This window comes from Rhizobium sp. 007 (assembly GCF_015353075.1).
In the GTDB taxonomy this organism is placed as follows: Bacteria; Pseudomonadota; Alphaproteobacteria; order Rhizobiales; family Rhizobiaceae; genus Rhizobium.
The window spans coordinates 1,671,308-1,693,133 of record NZ_CP064188.1; the positions used below are offsets into that span (position 1 = coordinate 1,671,308).

A 21,826-nucleotide genomic window follows, 5' to 3' on the forward strand; every position below is an offset into this window, starting at 1 on the left:
TTCCCTATCCGCCACAACAGCACATGAAGCGAGATCCGTTTCGAAAAAAATGGAGCCTCCGCGTCGACATGCTCGAATGTCATGGAGGCCTCCTGAAACCTACCGCGGGGCTCGGGATGACCTGAGAAGGTACATCATTTGCGAATGTCTGATTCCGCTTATGCTCATCATCGCTGAGAACCGCGCAGCTCGTCGGTGTGCGGATGTCCAGTGGAGGCGCTGGCCACCAGTCCCATGCGACCTTGCAAAACAACGACAAATCGGAGCCCCTCACCGGGGTTTTGCGGGGCAGGATTTGAACCTGCGGCTCTTCACGCTCGCGCCGATAGGAGCTAACGGCGTCGTGTCACCATGGCAGCCTCCACAGCACTCAAGCCGGAGGAAAGCGCCTTCAGGCCGTCCTCGCCAAGAAGGGACGCTACTTCCGCCGAATAGTTAGCGGCGAGCATCGTCAGCTCGCCATAGGCAGTGCTTCCGGCAGCCGTCAACTCAAGATATTCGACGCGGCGGTCGTCTTCGTGCTGCGTCCGCTTCAGCCAGCGGCGTCTCTCAAGTGAGAAAACCGCCCGGCTGACCTTGGTCTTGTGCATCGTCGAATGAACGCCGACCTCCTTTGCCGTCATACGCCCCGAACTCCCGAGTGCTGCCAACGTGCGCCACTCCGGCCGCGTCAGACCATACTTGGCCTTGTAGGCGGCTGCAAAGCGCAGCGCGATGAACTCCGCGGCGCGATTGAGGCGAAACGGCAGGAACTGCTCGAGGTCGAACTCGCCGTTCTTCATGACTTCCTTGATAGTTACAAAATCGACAGTTACGTTTGTAACCATATCTGCAGAGGAGGTGCAAGCGATGCTGGACAGGACGAGGAGCACGGCTGCCGATGCCGTCGTCAACAATCCGCAATACATGCCGGGCTTTGGCAATGATTTCGAGACGGAATCCTTGCCCGGTGCGCTGCCGCAGGGCCAGAACAGCCCGCAGAAATGCAATTACGGGCTCTATGCCGAACAACTGTCAGGCTCGCCTTTCACCGCGCCGCGCGGCACCAACGAACGCTCCTGGCTCTACCGCATTCGCCCGAGCGTGCGCCATACAGGCCGTTTTTCCAACGCCAGTTATCCCTTCTGGAAATCAGCACCCTGTCTCGATGATCATTCGCTGCCGCTCAGCCAGCTGCGCTGGAACCCGATCCCGGCGCCGGCGGAAGAACTCAACTTCCTCGCCGGCATCCGCACGATGACGGCGGCCGGCGATGTCATGACCCAGACTGGCATGGCGGCCCATGCCTATGTCTTCAATGCCGACATGGTTGATGACTATTTCTTCAATGCCGATGGAGAATTGCTGGTCGTGCCGCAGCTTGGCGCCATCCGCGTGTTCACCGAAATGGGCATCATCGACGTCGAGCCTTTGGAGATCTGCCTTATTCCCCGCGGCATGATCTTCAAGGTAACGCGCCTCGGCGAGGGTGCCGAGTGGCGCGGTTATATTTGCGAGAACTATGGCGCCAAGTTCACGCTGCCAGATCGCGGACCGATAGGCGCCAATTGCCTTGCCAACCCGCGCGACTTCAAGACGCCGGCGGCCGCCTACGAAGACAAGGAAATCCCATGCCGTCTCCACGTCAAATGGTGCGGCAGGTTCTATGCGACCAAGATCGGCCATTCGCCACTCGACGTGGTGGCCTGGCACGGCAACTATGCGCCGTTCAAGTATGATCTGCGCACTTTCGCGCCCGTCGGCGCAATCCTCTTCGACCATCCGGATCCATCGATCTTTACTGTGCTGACGGCGCCTTCGGGCGAAGAGGGGACGGCCAATGTCGATTTCGTCATCTTTCCACCGCGATGGCTGGTGGCAGAACATACATTTCGTCCGCCATGGTACCACCGAAACATCATGAGCGAGTTCATGGGGCTTATCCATGGTCAATACGATGCCAAGGCGGAGGGTTTCGTGCCGGGCGGGATGAGCCTGCACAACATGATGCTGCCGCATGGGCCGGACGCCATGGGCTTCGAAAAGGCATCCAGCGTCGATCTACAACCCGTGAAGCTCGACCGCACGATGGCCTTCATGTTCGAGACCCGCTATCCGCAGCAACTGACACGATACGCAGCCGAGCTTGAGACGCTGCAGGATAACTATCTCGAATGCTGGGACGGCCTGGAGCGCAAATTCGACGGAACGCCCGGCATCAAGTGAAGCCGTTTACCGGCTATTCAAGAAACGGAACTCAACCGCATGAAGCTTGCAACGCTCAAGGACTCCACCCGAGATGGCCGCCTGGTCGTCGTCTCCAAAGACCTCAGCCAATGCTCCGATGTGGGCCATATCGCCCGGACGCTTCAGGCCGCGCTCGACGACTGGGCATACGCTGCGCCACGCCTAGCCGCAGTTGCAGAGGGTCTGGAAACCGGCGCGCAGCCAGCCATGCGATTTCACGAGCACGATGCCGCGTCGCCGCTCCCGCGCGCTTATCAATGGGCGGATGGTTCAGCTTACGTCAACCACGTCGAGCTGGTTCGCAAGGCGCGCAACGCCGAGATGCCGGCAACCTTCTGGACCGAGCCTTTGATGTATCAAGGGGGCTCCGACAGCTTTCTTGGGCCGCGCGACGCCATTGTGATGGCGGACGAATCCTATGGTATCGACATGGAAGCAGAGATCGCCGTCATCGTCGATGACGTGCCAATGGGCTCCACGGTCGACGAAGCGCGTAGCGCCATCCGGCTCGTCATGCTCGTCAACGATGTTTCCCTGCGCGGATTGATCCCGGCCGAACTTGCAAAAGGCTTTGGATTCTTCCTGTCAAAACCCTCCTCTGCGTTCTCGCCGGTTGCGGTGACGATAGACGAGCTTGGTGACGCCTGGGATGGCGGCAAACTGCATCTGCCGCTCCTCGTCGACCTCAACGGCCAGCCCTTCGGGCGCGCTAATGCCGGTCTCGACATGACATTCGATTTCGGTGAGCTCATCGCCCACGCTGCCAAGACCCGACCGCTCGGCGCCGGCACCATCATCGGCTCCGGGACGGTCTCCAACAAGCTGGAGGACGGGCCGGGTAAACCGATCCCCGAAGGCGGCGCCGGCTATTCCTGCATCGCTGAGATCCGCATGATCGAAACGATCGGGACCGGCGCGGCTGCAACACCCTTCATGAGGTTCGGCGATACGGTCCGCATCGAGATGAAGGATGTGCATGGGCGCTCGATCTTTGGAGCCATCGAGCAGGTCGTTGCGAGATACGAAAGGCAGTGAGGCCAGACATGGCGAGCGATACCGTTCTTTTCGACTACTGGCGCTCTTCGGCAAGCTATCGCGTCCGGATCGCACTCAACATGCTGGCGATCCCTTATCGGTCTGTTCCCGTCGATCTCCTGGCAAGCCAACACAAGCAGGCGGCTCATCTCGCGCGAAATCCCCAGGGTTTGGTTCCCGTGCTTGCCATCGACGACGAGATGCTGACGCAGTCGCTCGCCATCATCGAGTATCTTTCGGAAACGCGGCCGAACGCAGGCCTGCTGCCCTCGGATGCTTTGGGTCGCCAGCGCGTCAGGGCGCTTTCTTATGCCATCGCAATGGACATACATCCTATCTGCAATCTGAGCGTCGTTTCCCACGTCATGCAGCAATCGGACGATCCGAACGCTGCCCGGCTGGCATGGATGGGCAAATTCATCCGCGAGGGTCTTGACGCCTTTGAGCGTATGCTGAAGGCGCCGGAAGCTGGTGAGTTCTGCCATGCAGATCAGCCCACCATGGCTGACCTTTGCCTCGTGCCGCAGATCTACAATGCTCGGCGATGGAACGTCGATCTTTCCGCCTACCCGCGCGCGACGGCCATCGCAGAGAGATGCGAAAGGCTGCGTGCGTTTGCTGCGGCTCATCCCGATCGGGCGGCGGCCTCGAACTCTCCGGCCGAATAGAAAAAGCACTTATTCATTCTTGAATACCAGGCAGACGCCGCCGCGCTTGCGCACCTCGGTGCAGACCTCATTTGCCTCCGCCCTCGTTTGGCGCGCAGCGCGAGCGACATAGCGCGGCCGGTAACCGAAGCTGCGGTCACGTTGGCGTAAAATCAGCGGTTTCTCGGCGTTCAGAGGCGCCGGCAACTTGCGAACGTCTTCCAGGAAAAGACTGCGTGCCGCCGCAGGATCGAAGTGCGCTGCGAGTTGCGCGCCCCAGGGCGCCCACTCGCCTTCGGTCTGCCAAGGCGCATTTTTTAAACGGCGGCTTTCGGCAAGAGCGGTGCAAGCCTCCAGGAAGGTCTTGTCCTTGTCGAGTTCAAGTGCTGCTTTGTCGGGTGGGCTGTTTTTCCATTCTTCAACGCTGTGTGCGGTTATCGCCGTGACATAACTTCGTGTTTCGAAAGGCAACGTGCCATGTTCGAGGAATGACGAAAGACCGTTTTCGCCGGCATTATAGGCCGCCGCCGCAAGCCCCAGGTTACCGAAACGGCTACGCAGCTCATTAAGATAGGCCGCCGATGCCTGCAGCGCGCTCAGCGCATCATAACTGTTTTCCAAGCCGCGCAGCTTGGCAGTGCCCGGCATGAATTGGGCGATCCCTTCAGCGCCTTTCGGACTTAGCGCATCGGGGCGGAAACGGCTTTCCCGCCAGATGAGCCGTGCAAAATAATCAGGAGGAAGTCGGTTAGCGCGCGCAAAATGATCGATGGCCGTGCAGATGTCGGCGCTGAAGCTCTCCTTTCTGACGCAAAGGGCCGGCCCGCGTGCCGAAGCCTCTAGAGAATAAAGACATGCCGGCGGCGCAGCACTCCATTCGGGCTGGGAATGCGCACGGTGGCTGCCAAAAAAACTGGCAATGAACGCAGCTGCGATCGGCGCAAGTCTTTCGGCTGCCTTCCCTATGGAGCGCCTCATCGGTGCCCTCTCCCCTACTCCATCGGACCGTCGGGGCGAGACTATCACAAAATTGCGCGGAAGCCGCCTATCGCAGACGGCCGCGCAACTGCGAGATCACGCCAACATCGGCATTGGCGAAGGCAAGCCGGAGATAATTCTCCTGTCCCTCGCCGAAATAGCTTCCGGGGATACAGATCACTCCAGCATCCTTCGCCAGCCTTTCCGCCACCTCGGCGGAAGGTGTGTTGCCGTAAGGATGCCGGATGAAGGCAAAGTAGGCGCCGACGGCGGCGATCGACCAGCCGTCCGTTGCTGCCATGACCGCTTTCAGCGCATCGGCGCGGCGGGAGATCTCCAGCCGATTTGCCACGCGCCATTCCGCCAGAATCGGAAGCGCTGCCGCTACGGCGACCTGAGCCGCCCGCGGGGCGCAAATCTGCATGTTGTCCATGATCTTGGTGATCTCGCCGACGATGCGCGGACCTGCTGTGATCGCCCCCAATCGATGTCCCGGAATACAGAAGGATTTGGAAAAACTGTAGAGGAGGATGAGCGTCTCTTCCCAGCCCTCGATGGAGAGCAGGTCGTGCGGCGCTCCGGCATCGGTCGGCAGAAAGTCCCGATAGGTTTCGTCCAGGATCAGCCACGCTCCATATTTTTGGCAGAGCTGAAAGAGTTCGCGAAGCAGCGCCGGCGGATAGACAGCACCGGTCGGATTGTTCGGCGAAACGACGGCAAGGCCACGCGCTCCCGACAACAGGGCCTCTTCTGCCGATACCAGGCTCGGCAGGAAGCCTTTTGCGGCATCACAATCGACGAGAACACGTCCGATCCCCAGCATCGAAAGCGTGGTATCGTGGTTGAAATAGAAGGGATTGGTGAGCGCCATCGTCTCGCCCGACTTGGCAAGCGCGATGGTGCTGCACATGAAGGCCTGGTTGCAGCCGGAGGTAATATGGATGTTGGCGGCAGAAACGCTCGCGCCATAGACCGCCGACACATGTGTCGCATAAGCCTTCCTGAGCACCTCCTCCCCCTCGATCGGCCCATAGCTGGTCATGGCCGGGGAGGCGGCCGCCTCGCCGAGGAGCCGCAGCATTTCGGGATGCGCCGGATAGCCGGGTACAGCTTGGGACAGATCAATCAGCGGCCCTTTGGCACCATCATAGTCACCGGCCCAGGCAAGTACGGAGGGAATGGGCGGCGGTGACAGACGGGCGACGAGCGGATTTGGATGAGCAAGCGGCATTCCAGGGCTTTCCTTGAGAGATCGATCAGGATTTCAAACGGCGCTTGATGGGCCGTTGTGACGCAGCGCGGGCGCGGGAGACAGGCGTGAAGCTTTCAGCCGCCGCCAGGGCGTCGACGCGTCCGCGCCCGCGGATCGCACGCCGGGCGGACGCCTGCAGTTCTGCTCCGCGGTCGCTTTCGAGCGCTGAGAAGAACCAGTCGACAAAGACCTTGACGATCGGCGCGGAGCGCACTTCGTTTCGGCAGGCGACATAAAAGGCATCACTGGCCGGAACGGAGAGGTCGAAGGGGACGACGAGTTCGCCTTGAGCAATCAGGCTACCGGCCGTAATCGTATCGCCAAGTGCGACCCCCTGCCCGCTCAAGGCCGCTTCCGTCGAAAGCCGCGCATCGCTCATGAAGTGCTGCCTGCCCCGCGGCATGTCCAGCGCGTCAGCTGCCGCCAGCCACGTGTTCCATTCGCGTCCATCGTCGCCGTGAAGCAGAACATGGTCGCGCAGATCGCGCACCGAACGCACTGCCCGGCTGTTCATCAGTGTTGGGCTGACGACCGGAAAAAGCTGCAGGTTGCTCCAAAGACGCGCCCAGCAGTCAAGCCAGGTCCCATCACCATAGAGAATACAGACATCGATATCCGGCGAGTAAAGCAGCTCAGGATCATTGGAGGCGACGAGCGTCAGGCTGATATCGGGGAACTGTTCGCTGAACTGGTGCATGCGCGGGATCAGCCAGAACGACAGCAAAGCCGGAACGCATGAAATTCTAAGACTCCCGCTTGTCGACGGGCGGGTCACTAGGGCCGTTGCCGCCGCAATGTTCTCGAATGCATGTGTCAGAGCCGGCAACAGCAGGGCAGCCTGCGGGGTAAGCTTCAGCCGTTTGCCATTGCGCTCAAAGAGCGGCGTGCCGAAGACCGCCTCCAGCGCCTTGATCTGATGGCTGACGGCACCATGGGTAACATTGAGCTCGCGCGCAGCCGCCGAGACCGAGCCCCGGCGGGCAGCTGCCTCGAAAGCACGCAGAGAATTCAGAGGCGGCAGTCGGTTGAACATGGCAATTTGTATGTGAATAAAACTCACGCTTACTGCTATAACAATGTGAGTTGCATTTCCAACCTTTTTGTTGGGTAATGCAGAAAAAGCAAGAACGACGAGGGGAATGACGTGTGCCGCAGCAAGGTTCCGCTTCCCCGTCGTTCAAGACAAGAGGTGAACTGGAATGGTCTGGAACCAGACGAAGCTCGAAGAACTGCGCGCAAAATTTGCCGACAGCCACGGCGGCGAGATATTCGATCCTGACTTTCGCAAGGTAGCCGACAAGATCTTTTCAAAAAGCGGCACGCGCCTTGCGCCCTATGCCGGCGTTCCGACATTCCTCAGCGCGCCCTATATGCAGGTTGCCGCCGACGAGCCGGATTTCGGCAATCTGCAGGTCGCAATCACCGGCGTTCCGATGGATCTCGGCGTCACCAACCGTCCGGGATCGCGCTTCGGACCGCGTGCACTGCGCGCAATCGAACGCATTGGTCCTTATAACCATGTGCTGGGCACGGCGCCGCTGTTTGATTTGCGCGCAGCCGATATCGGCGACGTCCCCTTCCAGAGCCGTTACCGGCTGGAGCTCAGCCATGACGACATCGAAAAACGCATCGGCCAGATCGTCGATGCAGGCGTCGCACCGCTTTGCGTCGGCGGCGATCACTCGATGACTCACCCGATCCTCAAGGCAGTCGGCAAGAAGCAGCCGGTCGGCATGATCCACATCGATGCGCATTGTGATACCGGCGGCGCCTTCGACCAGACAAAATTCCACCACGGCGGTCCATTCCGCAATGCCGTTCTCGATGGCGTGCTCGATCCGACACGCACGGTGCAGATCGGCATCCGCGGTTCGGCAGAATATCTCTGGGAGTTTTCCTACGAATCCGGAATGACCGTGATCCACGCCGAGGAGGTGACAGGCATGGGCATGTCCGCGATCATCGAGAGGGCAAAGCAAATCGTCGGCGACGCGCCGACCTATCTCTCCTTCGACGTCGACAGCCTCGACCCGAGCTTTGCGCCCGGCACCGGCACGCCGGAAGTCGGCGGCTTGACGACGCGGGAAGTTCTGCAATTGATCCGCGGCCTGAAAGGGATCAATCTTGTCGGCGGAGATGTTGTCGAGGTGGCCCCGCAATATGACGCGACGACGAATACCGCCCATGCCGGCGCCCAGGTCTTGTTCGAAATCCTGAGCCTGATGGTCTTCAGCCCGTCCATCGGCGGCAAGGGCGAGTAAAAATCGGCAACGACCGGAAACTGCAACATGTCAGACCAAACAAAAGAGGGAACAACGCCATGAAAACCATTCTCGACAAGGCGGTCAGCCGCCGAAACCTGCTGGCAAGCGGCCTCGCCGCCACCAGCATGCTCGCCATGCCCTCCATTCTGCGCGCGCAGGACAAGTCGCTGAAGGTCGGCGTCTATGGCGGCTATTTCAAGGATTCGTTCGACAAGAACGTCTTCCCGGAATTCACCAAGGCAACCGGCATTGCCGTCGAATCGGTGGCCGAACCGACGGGCGAGGCCTGGCTGGTGCAGCTGGAGCAGGCTGCCAAGGCCGGCCAGGCGCCTGCCGACCTTTCGATGATGTCGCAGGTCGCAATGCTCAAGGGCCAGGCGACCGAACTGTGGACGCCGATCGACACAGCAAAGCTCAAGAACGCCTCCGGCCTTATCGACCGCTTCGTCAACAAGTATCCGGATGGCCGTGTTGCCGGCGTCGGGGCCGTTGCGTGGTACATCACGCTCGTCACCAATACCGACGTCTTTAAAGAAGCGCCGACCTCCTGGAACGCCCTGTGGGATCCGGCAAATGCCGACAAACTCGGTTTGCTTGCCCTTGTTTCCAACTCGTTCCTGCTGGAAGTGACGGCCAAGACGCATTTTGGCGGCACGAACGCACTCGATACGGAAGAGGGTCTCCTGAAGGCGTTCGAAAAGCTTGCCGAGGTGAAGCCGAATGTCCGCCTGTGGTATCGCGACGAGGCACAGTTCGAGCAGGCGCTGAAGTCCGGTGAGATCCCGATGGGACAGTATTATCACGACGTCACCGGCCTTGCGGCCGCCGATGGTTTCCCCGTCCGCTCGACTTTCCCTAAGGAAGGCGGCATCCAGGATTCCGGCTGCTGGGCGTTGTCGCGTGCCTCCAAGAAGGCGGAAGAGGCACATATCTTCATCGACTACATGTGCCAGCCGGCGATCCAGGCACTGATGTCGCGCAAGGTAGGCACCGCGCCAACGATCAAGCGCGAGTTGCTTGACCTGACCGACAAGGAGTTTGCAGGCGTCGCCTCCGACATCGAGCCGATTACGCCGCGCTACGATCTTTATCAGACCAAGTCCGATTGGCTGAACCAGAAGTGGACGGAACTCATCGTCGGTTGAGTTTTCGAGACTGAACGCCCCATAACAATGCATGCGCCTTGCGCCTTTGACGGCCAAGGCTCATGCGGGGGCAGTCGTCCTAAGCACGTGGCCCATGCGGGGGATTTATGTCCGGACTGACACTCAACAATATCACCAAAAAATTCGGCGCCTTCACCGCCGTCGACAATGTGCAGCTCAACGTTCCGCATGGCACGTTCGTCTGCCTGCTCGGACCCTCGGGCTGCGGGAAGACAACGCTGCTGCGCATGATAGCCGGTCTCGACATGCCGACGAGCGGCGCCATTGTGCTCGACGGCAACGACATTACGGCCGTCCCGACACACAAGCGCGATCTGGGGATGGTGTTTCAGTCCCTCGCGCTTTTCCCTCACCTGACCGTCGGCGAGAACATCGCTTATCCGCTGCGGATCCGTGGCACGGCCAAGGAAGCCCAGACGAAGCGTGTCGATGAGCTGCTGTCGCTGATCCATTTGCCCGGCTATGCAGACCGGCCGGTGAACAAGCTTTCCGGCGGCCAGCGCCAGCGTGTCGCAATTGCCCGTGCACTGACGATTTCGCCGAAGCTCTTCCTGCTCGACGAACCCCTGTCGGCCCTCGATGCAAAACTGCGCGAGGCGATGCAGGTGGAACTCCGGCAGCTGCAGCAGACGCTTGGCATCACGACGATCGTCGTGACCCACGACCAGCGCGAAGCAATGACGATGGCAGATACCGTCGTCGTCATGAACAGTGGCGAACTGCGCCAGGCAGCAAGCCCGATCGAGATCTACCGCCGTCCCGCCGACCGCTTCGTCGCCGATTTCATCGGCTCGACCAACCTGCTCACGACAGAAGCCGACAGCGCCGGCCGCGCAACGGTCTTCGGCAAGGTCATCGAAGGCGTTCTGCTTCCTCCCGGCCTTAACAGGGCAACGATCTCGGTGCGGCCGGAGGACGTGCATCTGACAGCGCCGGGCGGCGACACTATTGCTGGCAAGGTAACCTTCATTCGCGATCTCGGCGGCACGATCGAGACCTTCCTCGATCTATCCGGAACACAGGTCGTCGCCGTTTCGACACCGCGCGAAAGGCCGGCCGTCACCGTGGGCCAGGAGGTTGGCGTCAAGCTCTCGCCGGAAGTCTGCGTGGTACTGCAGAAATGAGGCGTGAACCACCACAAAAAATTGCCGATTACTGGCCGCTTGCCTTCCCGGCCGGAATGCTGACGGTCTTCTTCGTCATTCCTTTCGCAACGATGATTGCCGTCAGCTTTTTCCAGCGGCAGCAGGGCGGCTTTTACACGCCGGCCTTCGTATTCGACAATTACGCCCGCTTCGTCAGTCTGTTTTTCGGCAGGGTGCTGGGCTTTTCGCTGATGCTTGCAATCGCCGTCGCGATCTGCTGCATCGTGCTTGGCATTCCATTCACCTATCTGCTGACGCGCATGGGACGCAAAGCTCAGGTGATTTGGCTGGTGGCGATGCTGGCGATCCTTTCGCTCTCCGAAGTCATCATCGGCTTTGCGTGGTCGACGTTGTTCTCACGCACCGCCGGCATCACCAATCTGCTTGTCATGGCAGGCCTCATGCAGCAGCCCGTGGCTCTGACGCCGAGCTTCGGCGCAGTGCTGGCCGGCATGGTCTATCAGGCCCTGCCTTACACGATCCTGATCCTCTATCCCGCGCTCGTTCGGCTTGACCCAACCTTGACGGAAGCGGCGCGCACGCTCGGCGCATCGCCGGTCAAGGCATTTTTCACGGTCGTCCTACCGACATTGCGCAACACCATTATCGCAACGCTCATCATGGTCTTCATTTTTGCGCTCGGCTCCTATCTGCTGCCACAGATTCTCGGCCGTCCGTCGCACTGGACCTTGTCTGTGCTGATCACCGATCAGGCCGTCTATCAGTCGAACATGCCCTTCGCCGCCGCAATGGCCGTCTTTCTGGTGCTGGTGACGCTTGCCATGGTCGGGCTGACGGTGCTGATCGGCCGGAAGGGAGATGCGGCATGAACACGCTGCTCCGCCGTCTTTATTTTTCGCTCATCGGACTTTTCCTGGCGGCACCCATGATCGTCGTTGCCGGGGTATCCGTAAATGCGAAACAGAGCCTCACTTTCCCGCCCCAAGGCTTTTCGCTTGGCTGGTACGGTGAGATATTCACCAATCCGGAATGGCGCAACGCGCTTTTTGCTTCGCTGACGCTTGCGGTTCTGTCCGCAGCACTTGCAGTGCTCATTGCTTTGCCGCTTGCCTGGTTCTTGTGGCGGAGAATTGCGCCATGGGCGAACATCTTCCAGCTTTTGGGCGTCGCGCCTTTCACCCTGCCACCCGTCATTACCGCACTCGGCCTTTTGACTTTCTGGGCAACGACCGGCTTTTACGGCGCACCGTGGACCGCTGTGATCAGCCACGCGATCTTCTTCGTCACATTGCCACTGGTGACGCTGTCGCTCGGCTTCACCGCAATCGATCGCTCCTTCGTCGAAGCGGCGGCGACGATGGGGGCGAATGAGAGGACGATATTTACGACGGTCGTCTTGCCGCTGATCCGGCCCTACCTGATTTCGGGTTACGCCTTTGCGTTTGTGCTTTCGCTGAACGAATACATCGTCGCCTACATGACTGTCGGCTTTACCATGGAAACCTTGCCGATCAAGATCTTCAACGCGCTGCGCTATGGCTATACGCCGACCATGGCTTCGGTGACGGTCCTCTTTGTCGCAATCGCAGCGCTCGTCTTCGGCGTCATCGCGCGCTTCGGCGATCTTCCGAAGTTGCTGGGTGCGATGGCGGCAGAAAATTAACATCTTCCCCCGCTTGCAAGCGGGGGATTTCCGAGGGGGCGCGAAGCTCCGCCGATCGTTATCGCTTCAACGGAGAGCGGCTGCCCTTCCTCCACGATCATAGACGCCGTGTTCCGACGCAGGATGTTGATTGCAGCATTGTGGTCGGCACGGGCGCGCAAGCCGCATTGGCAACAGCGGAAAGACGCTTGGCTTTCGCGGCTTTCCCTGTCCACGGCTGCGCAGGCCGAACAGGTCTGCGAGGTGTGGCGGGATCGACCTTGCACAGGTATCCGCCCCGTTCTTCGCCTTTCTGGGAGACATCAAGAGGCAAGCGGCCGATCCGGCAGATTGAAGGCGAAGCCGGCGACAAGCCTCGCCGGCTTAAACGAGCTGCCTGAAGGGCGTCGCTTGCACTCTAGGCTGCCTGCACCTTCTTGGCTGTTCTCGCCCAGGCCGGCAGCCACTCACCGTGGGTGGAAAGAAGATCGTCGACGAGCGACCAGATCTGGTCGAGGTCGAGTTCAGCTGCCGTATGCGGATCCATCATCGCAGCGTGGTAGATGTGATCGCGATTTTCCGTCATCAGTGCCTGGACGGTCAGCTCCTGAACATTGATGTTGGTGCGGATCAACGCTGTCAGCTGTGGCGGCAGGTCGCCGATGAAGGTTGGCTGAATGCCCGAGGCGTCGACCAGGCAGGGCACTTCGGCGGCGCAGTTTGCCGGCAGCGAGGCGATGCAGCCGTTGTTGCGGACATTGCCGTAGATGACCGACGGTTCGCCAGTCCAGACCGAGTTGATGATGGAGGAAGCATATTCCTTCGATTGTGCGACCTCGATCTTCTCGGCCGAGCGGTAGGCTTCGGCCTGTCCTTTCCAACGTTCGATCTGCTCGATGCAACGCTTCGGATATTCGTCGAGCGGAATGCCGAACTTCTCGATCAGGTCCTCTCGGCCCTCTTTGATGAAGTAGGGCGTGTATTCGGCAAAATGCTCCGAGCTCTCGGTGACGAAATAGCCGAGGCGTGTCAGCATCTCGTAGCGCACCTTGTTGGGGCAGCGCGGGTTCCAGCCGGGCTTCGGGGCACGGCCTTCACGATAGGCGCGGACAAGATCGGGATAGAGATTCTTGTAGGAACCATCCGCCTGCCGGTGCTCGAACGTCAGATAGAAGGCCATATGGTTGATGCCGGCCGAGCGATAGCGGATTTCCTCGTAAGGAATGTCAAGGTCATGCGCCAGCTCCATGGCCGTGCCCTGGACGGAGTGGCAGAGGCCGACCTGCTTGATTGCCGGATATTTTTCCGCAATCGCCCAGGTGTTGATGGCCATCGGATTCACATATTGCAGCATGATCGCCTCCGGGCAGACGGCGAGCATGTCCTCGCATATCTTCCAAAGGTGCGGCACGGTTCTAAGCCCGCGCATGATGCCGCCAACGCCGAGTGTGTCGGCAATGGTCTGGCGCAGACCGTATTTCTTCGGCACTTCGAAATCGGTGACGGTACAGGGCTCATAGCCGCCGATCTGGAAGGCGACGACGACGAAGTCTGCGCATGTCAGCGCCTTGCGCTGATCGGAATAAGTTTCGGCCCTGGCCTTTACGCCTAGCGTCGAAATCAGCTTGTTGACAACGACGGCGCTTTCTTCGAGACGCTGCGGATTGATGTCCATCAGCGCGATCGTGGCGCCCGACAGCGCCGGACGCTGCAAGACATCGCCGACGATGTTCTTCATGAAGACGGTGGAGCCTGCTCCGATAAACGTGATCTTGGGATTTCGTGCCATTATAACCTCCGGCATTCGGCAATCATGCTACCTCGAAAGCGGCTTTCACCAGCCGTTCCGTGTAGGCGGTCTTGGGATTGGATAGAACTTCGTTGACGGGCCCCTCTTCCATAATGCGGCCATGCTGCATGACGATCACCCGGTGGCACAGCGCCCGCACGACCTTAAGATCGTGCGAGATGAAGAGGTAGCTCAGGCCCCGCTCGTCCTGCAGCCTGCGCAAGAGCTCGATGATCTGCGCCTGGACGGAAAGATCGAGCGCCGAAGTCGGCTCATCGAGCAAGATAAATTCGGGTTCGAGGGCGATAGCGCGGGCGATGGCGATGCGCTGGCGCTGGCCGCCGGAGAATTCATGCGGGAAGCGCGAGAGAATATGGCCCGGCATGCCGGCCGCAATCAACGCCTCGCGCACCCGGTCCATGCGCTCGGCTTTAGTCGCACCCAGCCTGTTGACGACCAGCCCCTCCTCGATGATCTGGCCGATCGTCATGCGCGGATTGAGCGACGAGAACGGATCCTGGAAGACGATCTGCATGCGCGATCGTAGCGGCCTCATCTCGGCGCGCGAGCGGCCGTGGATGGGCTGGCGGTCAAAATAGATCTCTCCGCCGTCCGGATCGTTCAACCGGACCAGCGCCTGACCGAAGGTCGTTTTGCCGGAACCGGATTCGCCGACGAGACCAAGCGTCTCATGACGGCGAAGCGTGAGACTCAGGTTGTCGACAGCGACGAGTTCCTTCATTTCCGGCTTGAAGAACGTGCCGTGGCGCAGCATGAAGGAAACGCGCACCCCTCTGGCATCAAGAATGATCTCGGAATTTTCCGGCAATGGGTTGGCCTGACCGCGCGGCTCGGAGCCGAGCAGATGCTTCGTGTAAGGATGCTGAGGATTGGCAAAGAGCCTTTCGGTCGTGTTGTGCTCCCGCATCTCGCCATGCTGCATCACATAGACATAGTCCGAGAACTGCCGGACGACCGTGAGATCGTGGGTGATCAGAATCACCGCCATCCGCAGTTCCTTCTGCAGGTTGCGGATAAGGTTCAGGATCTGCGCCTGCACGGTGACGTCAAGCGCTGTCGTCGGCTCGTCGGCGATCAGGACGTCCGGATCGTTGGCGAGCGCCATGGCAATCATCACGCGCTGGCGCTGGCCGCCCGACAGCTGATGCGGATATTGCTTCAGCCGGGCTTCGGGATCGGGAATTTGCACATGCTTTAAAAGCTCCAGCGCCCGCGCTTCCGCCTGCCGGCGGCCGAACTTCTGGTGTACACGGATTGCCTCGACGATCTGACTGCCGACCGTATAGATCGGGTTGAGCGAGCTCATCGGCTCCTGGAAAATCATCGAGATGCGGTTGCCGCGCAACTTGCGCCGGGCGCCTTCGGAAAATTTCAGGATATTGGCGCCATCATAGTCGATGGTCGATTTCGGCGAGACAACGGCGCGCTTCGAAAGAAGCCCCATCACCGTGCGCGCGGTTACCGATTTTCCGGATCCGGACTCACCGACGATCGCGATCGTCTCTCCGCGATAGAGCTGAAACGAGATATCCTTGACCGCCTCGACGAAACCGTCTTCGACCTTGAAGGTCACCGCGACATTGCGCGCGTCGATGATTGGACTTTCCTTGCGGCCATCATGATCATGGCGAACGGGCGGCGCAAAGGAATTGACGAGAGAAAGGGCCATCTTCACCACCTCAATAAGGATCGACTGCGTCGCGCAGGCCATCGCCCAGCGCATTGAAGGCAAAGACGGTCACAAGCACAAAGCCGACAGGGGCAAGGATCCAAGGGTAGGTGCCGATGACGGAGTAATTCGCCGTATCCTGCAGCATGAGACCCCAGGAGATCAGTGGCGGCTTCACCGCAAAGCCCAAGAAACCGAGGAAGGATTCGAGCAGCACGACGCTCGGAATGTGCAGTGTCACCGATACGATCACGTGGCTCATCACGTTCGGAAAGATGTGCTGGAAGATGATGCGCCGGTCAGTCGCCCCGACGGCCATCGCCGCCCGCACATAGTCGATGCGCGCCAATGCCAGCGTCTTGCCGCGAACCTCCCGCGACATCTGCGCCCAGCCGAGTGCCGACATGACGAAGATGACGAAGGCAAGGAAGACGTTGGTCGGAGCCGTCACCGGGATAAGCGACGTCAGCGCCAGATAAAGCGGCAGTTGAGGAAATGCGAGAACCAGTTCGACGAAGCGCTGAACCCAGACGTCGAATGTGCCGCCGAAGTAACCGGAGACCATACCGACGGTCGTGCCGACGAGCGTGACGATAAAGACGACGGTGAGAGCGATCACCAGCGAAATGCGCGAGCCGATGATCGCGCGCGAAAGCACGTCGCGTCCAAATTTGTCGGTGCCGAGAAAATGCACCGGCTGGCCATCTGTCGAACCGAAGAAATGCCGGTTCACCGGGATGAGGCCGAAAAGCTTGTAGTCCGCCCCTTTCACGAAGAAGCCGAGGTAGCGGGGATTGTCATAATCCGGACCGACGATCGGCTGGAAGGTGACGGGGTCGAGTTCTTCGGAATCGGCGAGCGCATAGACGCGCGGCTGAAAGACGAAGTTGCCATCCTTGTCGTGGAAGCTGATGGCCTGCGGCGGCGCGAAGCCCACATCGGTTGCCTTCGGATCCATCGGCGCGAAGAAATCCGCAAAGACGGCCATGATGATCAGCAGCCCGACGAGGATGAGGCCCATCATGCCTGTCCAGGAGCGCTTCAGACGGCGCCACACGAGCGCGATGTAGCTTTCGTTGCCATGCGGCGGCTTCTTGATGGTTTCTTCGTGCGGTGGTGGCAGGGAGGAGTCGAAAGCGAACATATCAGGCTCCTACAGACTGACGGACACGCGGGTCGAGCAGGGCAAGCAGCATATCGGCGATGATGTTGCCGACAATCAGCGTTGCCGACAGCACCATCATGAAGGTCGCGGTAACATAGACATCGCCAATCGCCATGGAGCCGACGATGGCAGGACCGACGGTCGGCAGGGCGAAAATGATCGCCGTCTCGATTTCTCCCGTCAGCATGTAGGGAAGCACGACGCCCTGGTACATGACGAGTGGATGCAGCGCGTTGGGCACCGCATGGCGCATGACGACCGCGCTGCCGGTCAAGCCTTTCGCCTTGGCCGTTTCGACATATTGCGCGTTCAGCGTATCAAGGAGATTGCCGCGCATGACGCGCATATTGTAGGCGAGTCCCCCGAATGTGGCGATCGCAACGACTGGCCAGACATGACTGACCAGATCGACGAACTTCGCCCACGACCATGGCGCGCCGCCATATTGCGGCGAGAAGAAGCTGCCGATCTCGGAAATGTTGAATTGGAACACCAGCAGGTAGACGATGATCAGCGCCATCAAGAAGCGCGGCACCGTCATGCCGAGAAAAGAAATGCCGGAAAGAAGGCTGTCGATCCAGGAATATTGGCGTGTCGCCGCCCAGATGCCGAAGGTGATGCCGAGCACGGAGGCAAAGAGATGGCACACGAGGGCCAAGAGCAGTGTGCGCGGCAAGCGCTCTCCGACGACGTCGGCAACCGGCTTGTTATAATACATGCTGTAGCCGAAATCGCCGCGGGTGACGATACCGCCGATCCAGTTGAAATACTGGATGACCATCGGTCGATCAAGGCCGTGCTCGACGCGGTAGGCCTGGGCCTGCGCCTCCGCCTGCGCATAGGAGGCTCCGCTCTGGTTGATGAGCTGGGAGCGAATGTAATCGGAGTAATCGCCAGGCGGTGCCTGAATGATCGCGAAGGTCACCACGCTCAGGATGAAGAGCACAGGGATCGCTGAGGCTATGCGCACGAGCAGGAATCGTAACATCGGACGGTTCGCTTCTCCTTGCCGCCAGTCGCTCCTCGGCAGCGCGGCCGGCTTGTTGGTTATGACCGGCCGCGCGCCACGCGCGGCCGGAAGCTCACTTTCATTTGGGAGGGAGCTCTAGTTCAGCGGACCCTTTTCTCCCGGCTTGCCGGGAAGTTGCTCGGGGAAAAGTTCATATTTCTGCTGCTTGTCGGCAGCCACCCACAGGCGTTCGCGGATGACGGAATCTTCAGCCCAGTTGAACATGAAGATCGGTGTGCCCTGCGGGATGTTCGAGAAGCGCTTGTTGATGATCAGTGCCCCCGGATATTCCGTGAGGCCGACGGTGTTCACGTGCTCCGTCGAAATCTTCTGATACTCTTTCATCAGCCTGACCCGCTCGTCATTGTCCTGGCTTGTCCTGAATTTGTTGACGATATCGACAAGCTCTTTCTCGAAGGGCATCAGGTCGAGCTGGTCGTCCTTGCCGGCACGGTGATGCCAGCTGGTGCGCGGGCCGACAGGGGCGAGTTGCTCTGTATTTTGCACGACCGAAGCCAGTTCCGTGGTGTTGCGCTGGATCAGCCAGTCGAAGCGGCCGGCATAGTGCGCATCATCGCGCGTCGGTCCGTCGAGCGCATTGATAATGATCTTGAGGCCTAGCTTCTCCATCTGGCCGACGACGCCTTCTGCGAGGCTCTTGTCGGTGGCATAGTCGTTGTTGACGAGCAGCACGATTTCGACGTTCTTTCCGCCCGCCTGCCCGGCGGGGAAGTTCACGAAGCCGTCGCCATCCGTATCCTTCAGGCCCGCCTCGGCAAGTCCGGCCTTCGCGCCCTCAAGGTCGTTCGGATAGTAGAGCGTCGATTGCCGATCGTAAAAACTCGTGCCGGAGGACAAGCCGCCGGGGTAGATGGCCGTGAACGGTCCCTTGACGAGCGAATCGCCGATGGCTTTGCGGTCGAACGCCATCGTGACAGCCTTGCGGAAATCCTCGTTGCGGTTCAGCTCGCGGATCGCCTGGCCACGCGCATCCGGATCGCCCCAGCCGTTGGCCGAGAAATTCATGCGCAGGTTATAGCCAATCAACCGGGGGCCGAAGGCGAGACGGGCGGGTGCCGTTTTTTCGGCAGCACGTTTCAGCGAAGCAACGAAATTCTCAGGCTGTTCGAGGTTCGAGAAGTCGCCCGAGCCCGCGACCGCCTGAACGTCACGGTCCGCCCAGGTCGAAAGCTTGTAATGCAGCTCGTTGAGATAGGGGAGTTGGTTGCCCTTTTCGTCGACCTTCCAATAATAGGGATTGCGGCGCAGCACGATGATGTCGTCCGGCCGGTATTCGACAGGCACCCAGGCGCCCATCACCGGCATATTCATATATTCTGGCGGGAACGCATTCTTGAACTGGTCGTACGTGTTCTTCGAATATTTGGGATGCTGCGGCTTCAGGAGATGCGATGGACCCGGGCAGAAGTTGGGATAGGCCATCGTGTAGAGATATTGTTTCGGGAAGGCCTCCTTGAAGGTCCATTCGACGGTATAATCATCGATCTTCTTCAGGGTCGTGCCGGTGCCGAAGGCTTCCGGCGATGCGCCCCCGCCGAGGGGCGAGACGTTCGGGTCGATAACCTCGTCTTCCCAGTAGAACATGATGTCATCGGCGTTGAAAGGGGCACCGTCTGACCACTTCGCACCTTCGATCAGATGCATCGTCAGCTTGTGGCCGTCCTCGGACCACTCCCAGCTCTTGGCAAGGTTCGGAAGCGGCTCGGTATCCTTGGCCTCCACCTGGAAGAGCGGTGCGGTGCGCGTCAGGCATTCCGAAAGGCCGATATCGATACCGCCCCAGCCCTGCGTCTGGCCCGCGCCGTAGTTCCACCCTTCCGGCCGCCCGCCGATGACATGGCGCATCGTATCGCCGTATACGCCGATACCATCCGGCATGTTTTCGGTCTTGAAGACCAGCGGCTCCTTTGGAAGCCGATCCTTGACCGGCGGAAGCTTGCCAGTGTCGACGAAATTCTTCTTCACCCAGTCGGGCTCGTTATATTCCGGCAGCGCCTTGAACTCCAAAATGGAGTCGCGGGCAACGTATTTGATCTTGCCTTCAGCCGGAAACGGCGCCGGCGCCGGCGGAACGGTCGGTTCGGATGCATAGGCATTCAAGGCCGCGGCCGAGACGCTCAGCGCCAGTCCGGCGAGAACGCCAATTTTGCGAAAATGTCTCATCGTCTCTCCCTCTTGTTCGGAGCGCTTGCGCTCTCCGTTCTCCTCTAGCGGCGTGAAATCAGGTCTGAGGCGACAGCTTTTCCTCCCGGAAAACCGCCGCAACCCGCCTTCCACGAAGTTCAAACGGCCTGTTTCAAGGCCGCCTTTTCTGCGCGCAGCTCCTCGATCGAGCGCACGCTGCGGCGAGCAGCGCCGGCCCAATCACGCGTCTTCACGCTCGATTTCGACAGACGCTCCTGCGCAGCCGGCACAGCGTTTGCATATTGCGGCAGCCAGCGGGCTTGAGCCACGACCATTTCATCGACCATCTGCCAGACCTCTTCGGGCGTCGAGACGGCGCCGACCAAGGGGTCGTGCAGCACCGCAAGCTTCAACAGTTCGATATCGCCGCTGATCGCCGCATGGACGGACATGCGCTGAACGTTGATCGACGAGATGCATGTTGCCGCACAGGCTTCCGGAAGGGTGATGCCGGAGACCATGTTGATGCCGAAGCGATCGACGAAACCGGGCGACTCGATGACAGCGTCGGCCGGCAAGTTGGTGATGACGCCATTGTTCTTGACATTGAAGTGGCCGCGATAGACCCGGTTGGTCTCCAACGCCTCAAGGATATGGCTTGCATGCTCGTTGGAGCGCCTGGACGGATCGATTGGCTTCGACGCCGATTCAAGAAACTGCGGGAACTCCGTCTCGAACCAGTTGCGCGTTTCCGTCGAGTGACGGAGATAGCCGCCTGTCTCACCGTGGATCCAGTCGGACATGTCGATCCACTTGGTGATTTCCTCCGGACGCTTGCGATACCACGGCAGATATTCGGAAAGGTGCCCGTTGCTTTCCGTCGAATAGACGCCGAAGCGCTTCAAAACATCGATGCGCAGCTTCTCCTGCTGCGAATAGACCGGATGCGCTTCGAAGGCCGCAAAAAGCTCGTCCTTGCCGATCTTGCGGCCGTTGAGGCGCAGGTCAATGAACCAGGTCTGATGATTGATGCCGGAGCAGACGTAATCGAGATCCGAAAGCGACCTTGCGCCGAGAACCTCGGCAATCTGTTCGGCCCCATGCTGCACCCCGTGGCACAGACCGACCGTATCGACCTTGCCATATTCGATCGCAGCCCACGTATTCATCGCCATCGGGTTTGCATAGTTCAGGAATTTTGCGCCGGGTTCAGCGACTTCGCGGATGTCCCTACAAAAATCGAGAATGACGGGAATGTTGCGCTGCCCATAAAGGATGCCACCGGCGCAGATCGTATCGCCGACGCATTGGTCGATGCCATATTTCAGCGGAATGCGGATATCGTCGGCATAGGCTTCGAGCCCCCCGACGCGCACGCAGCTGATGATGTAGCGAGCGCCTTCGAGTGCCTTGCGGCGGTCGGTCGTCGCCGTGACCCTGGTCGGCAGCTTGTTCGATTGAACGATCTTGTCGAGGATCGCCTTGATCATCTGAAGGTTATGTTCACTGAGATCCGTCAGCGCAAATTCGACATCCTTGAACTCGGGAACGCACAAGATGTCCGTAAACAGCTTCTTGGTGAAGCCGACGCTGCCTGCCCCGATGATAGCGATTTTGAAACTCATAATCTTCACCTCAACCTGATCAGATGCTAGGTAAAGGACGGGCAGGAGAGGAAAGACCACATGCCGGCGCATGCAGTCCGAAAAAGC

19 protein-coding genes are annotated in these 21,826 nt (G+C 59.8%); 8 read left to right on the plus strand and 11 right to left on the minus strand.

Going from position 1 to position 21,826, the window contains the following annotated elements; translation table 11 throughout:
* Positions 1-332 precede the first annotated feature (332 nt).
* Positions 333-782 (minus strand): MarR family winged helix-turn-helix transcriptional regulator, encoded by a 450-nt coding sequence (locus tag ISN39_RS29010; protein ID WP_194731433.1) that lies wholly within the window; start codon positions 780-782, stop codon positions 333-335.
* 67 nt (positions 783-849) lie between these two features.
* On the opposite strand from ISN39_RS29010, the gene hmgA reads away from it, so the two are divergent.
* From hmgA to maiA, 3 genes are read left to right on the plus strand one after another with little or no spacing between them, the layout of a single operon-like run.
* Entirely contained in the window at positions 850-2,205 is a 1,356-nt protein-coding gene (gene hmgA, locus ISN39_RS29015; RefSeq protein ID WP_194731434.1) for a homogentisate 1,2-dioxygenase, read from the plus strand.
* 39 nt (positions 2,206-2,244) lie between these two features.
* A complete protein-coding gene (locus ISN39_RS29020) occupies positions 2,245-3,261 on the plus strand; it encodes a fumarylacetoacetate hydrolase family protein (RefSeq protein ID WP_194731435.1) in 1,017 nt (338 codons plus the stop codon).
* Between the two features lie 8 nt (positions 3,262-3,269).
* Positions 3,270-3,929 carry a maleylacetoacetate isomerase gene (gene maiA / locus ISN39_RS29025; RefSeq protein ID WP_239601092.1) on the plus strand — a complete coding sequence of 220 codons (660 nt, stop codon included), beginning with the start codon at positions 3,270-3,272 and terminating at the stop codon, positions 3,927-3,929.
* Between the two features lie 9 nt (positions 3,930-3,938).
* Here the strand turns inward: maiA and ISN39_RS29030 are convergent, their stop codons facing one another.
* From ISN39_RS29030 to ISN39_RS29040, 3 genes are all read right to left on the minus strand, one after another.
* Positions 3,939-4,844 (minus strand): lytic transglycosylase domain-containing protein, encoded by a 906-nt coding sequence (locus ISN39_RS29030; protein ID WP_246763510.1) that lies wholly within the window; start codon positions 4,842-4,844, stop codon positions 3,939-3,941.
* Positions 4,845-4,953: 109 nt separating this feature from the next.
* Complete coding sequence (locus tag ISN39_RS29035) at positions 4,954-6,117, minus strand: aminotransferase (protein ID WP_194731438.1); 1,164 nt, start codon at positions 6,115-6,117, stop codon at positions 4,954-4,956.
* Between the two features lie 25 nt (positions 6,118-6,142).
* Entirely contained in the window at positions 6,143-7,171 is a 1,029-nt protein-coding gene (locus ISN39_RS29040) for a LysR substrate-binding domain-containing protein (RefSeq protein ID WP_194731439.1), read from the minus strand.
* Positions 7,172-7,337: 166 nt separating this feature from the next.
* Here ISN39_RS29040 and speB point away from each other — a divergent pair, with 166 nt between their 5' ends.
* From speB to ISN39_RS29065, 5 genes are all read left to right on the plus strand, one after another.
* Positions 7,338-8,399, plus strand: a complete 1,062-nt coding sequence (speB, locus tag ISN39_RS29045) for an agmatinase (RefSeq protein WP_194731440.1) — start codon at positions 7,338-7,340, stop codon at positions 8,397-8,399.
* Positions 8,400-8,467: 68 nt separating this feature from the next.
* The gene (locus ISN39_RS29050; protein WP_194731969.1) at positions 8,468-9,547 is read left to right on the plus strand and encodes an ABC transporter substrate-binding protein; all 1,080 of its coding nucleotides are present in this window, start codon (positions 8,468-8,470) and stop codon (positions 9,545-9,547) included.
* 107 nt (positions 9,548-9,654) lie between these two features.
* Entirely contained in the window at positions 9,655-10,692 is a 1,038-nt protein-coding gene (locus ISN39_RS29055; RefSeq protein WP_194731441.1) for an ABC transporter ATP-binding protein, read from the plus strand.
* Positions 10,689-11,543: an ABC transporter permease gene (locus ISN39_RS29060; RefSeq protein WP_022716722.1), complete on the plus strand. Its 855-nt coding sequence runs from the start codon at positions 10,689-10,691 to the stop codon at positions 11,541-11,543. The genes ISN39_RS29055 and ISN39_RS29060 overlap by 4 nt, the downstream gene beginning before the upstream one ends.
* Entirely contained in the window at positions 11,540-12,337 is a 798-nt protein-coding gene (locus tag ISN39_RS29065) for an ABC transporter permease (protein WP_194731442.1), read from the plus strand. The genes ISN39_RS29060 and ISN39_RS29065 overlap by 4 nt, the downstream gene beginning before the upstream one ends.
* On the opposite strand, the gene ISN39_RS36870 is transcribed toward ISN39_RS29065, so the two are convergent.
* From ISN39_RS36870 to ISN39_RS29100, 7 genes are all read right to left on the minus strand, one after another.
* Positions 12,334-12,603: a zinc ribbon domain-containing protein gene (locus ISN39_RS36870; protein WP_348651993.1), complete on the minus strand. Its 270-nt coding sequence runs from the start codon at positions 12,601-12,603 to the stop codon at positions 12,334-12,336. The genes ISN39_RS29065 and ISN39_RS36870 overlap by 4 nt on opposite strands.
* A 131-nt stretch (positions 12,604-12,734) precedes the next feature.
* Positions 12,735-14,105 (minus strand): alpha-glucosidase/alpha-galactosidase, encoded by a 1,371-nt coding sequence (locus tag ISN39_RS29075; RefSeq protein WP_194731443.1) that lies wholly within the window; start codon positions 14,103-14,105, stop codon positions 12,735-12,737.
* Positions 14,106-14,127: 22 nt separating this feature from the next.
* Entirely contained in the window at positions 14,128-15,795 is a 1,668-nt protein-coding gene (locus ISN39_RS29080) for an ABC transporter ATP-binding protein (protein WP_194731444.1), read from the minus strand.
* Between the two features lie 10 nt (positions 15,796-15,805).
* Entirely contained in the window at positions 15,806-16,939 is a 1,134-nt protein-coding gene (locus tag ISN39_RS29085; RefSeq protein ID WP_194731445.1) for an ABC transporter permease, read from the minus strand.
* A gap of 1 nt (position 16,940) precedes the next feature.
* On the minus strand, positions 16,941-17,948 hold the full coding sequence (locus ISN39_RS29090) for an ABC transporter permease (protein WP_194731446.1): 1,008 nt from the start codon (positions 17,946-17,948) through the stop codon (positions 16,941-16,943).
* A gap of 117 nt (positions 17,949-18,065) precedes the next feature.
* Entirely contained in the window at positions 18,066-20,153 is a 2,088-nt protein-coding gene (locus ISN39_RS29095; protein WP_194731447.1) for an ABC transporter substrate-binding protein, read from the minus strand.
* Between the two features lie 119 nt (positions 20,154-20,272).
* A complete protein-coding gene (locus ISN39_RS29100; RefSeq protein WP_194731448.1) occupies positions 20,273-21,739 on the minus strand; it encodes an alpha-glucosidase/alpha-galactosidase in 1,467 nt (488 codons plus the stop codon).
* Positions 21,740-21,826: the final 87 nt, after the last annotated feature.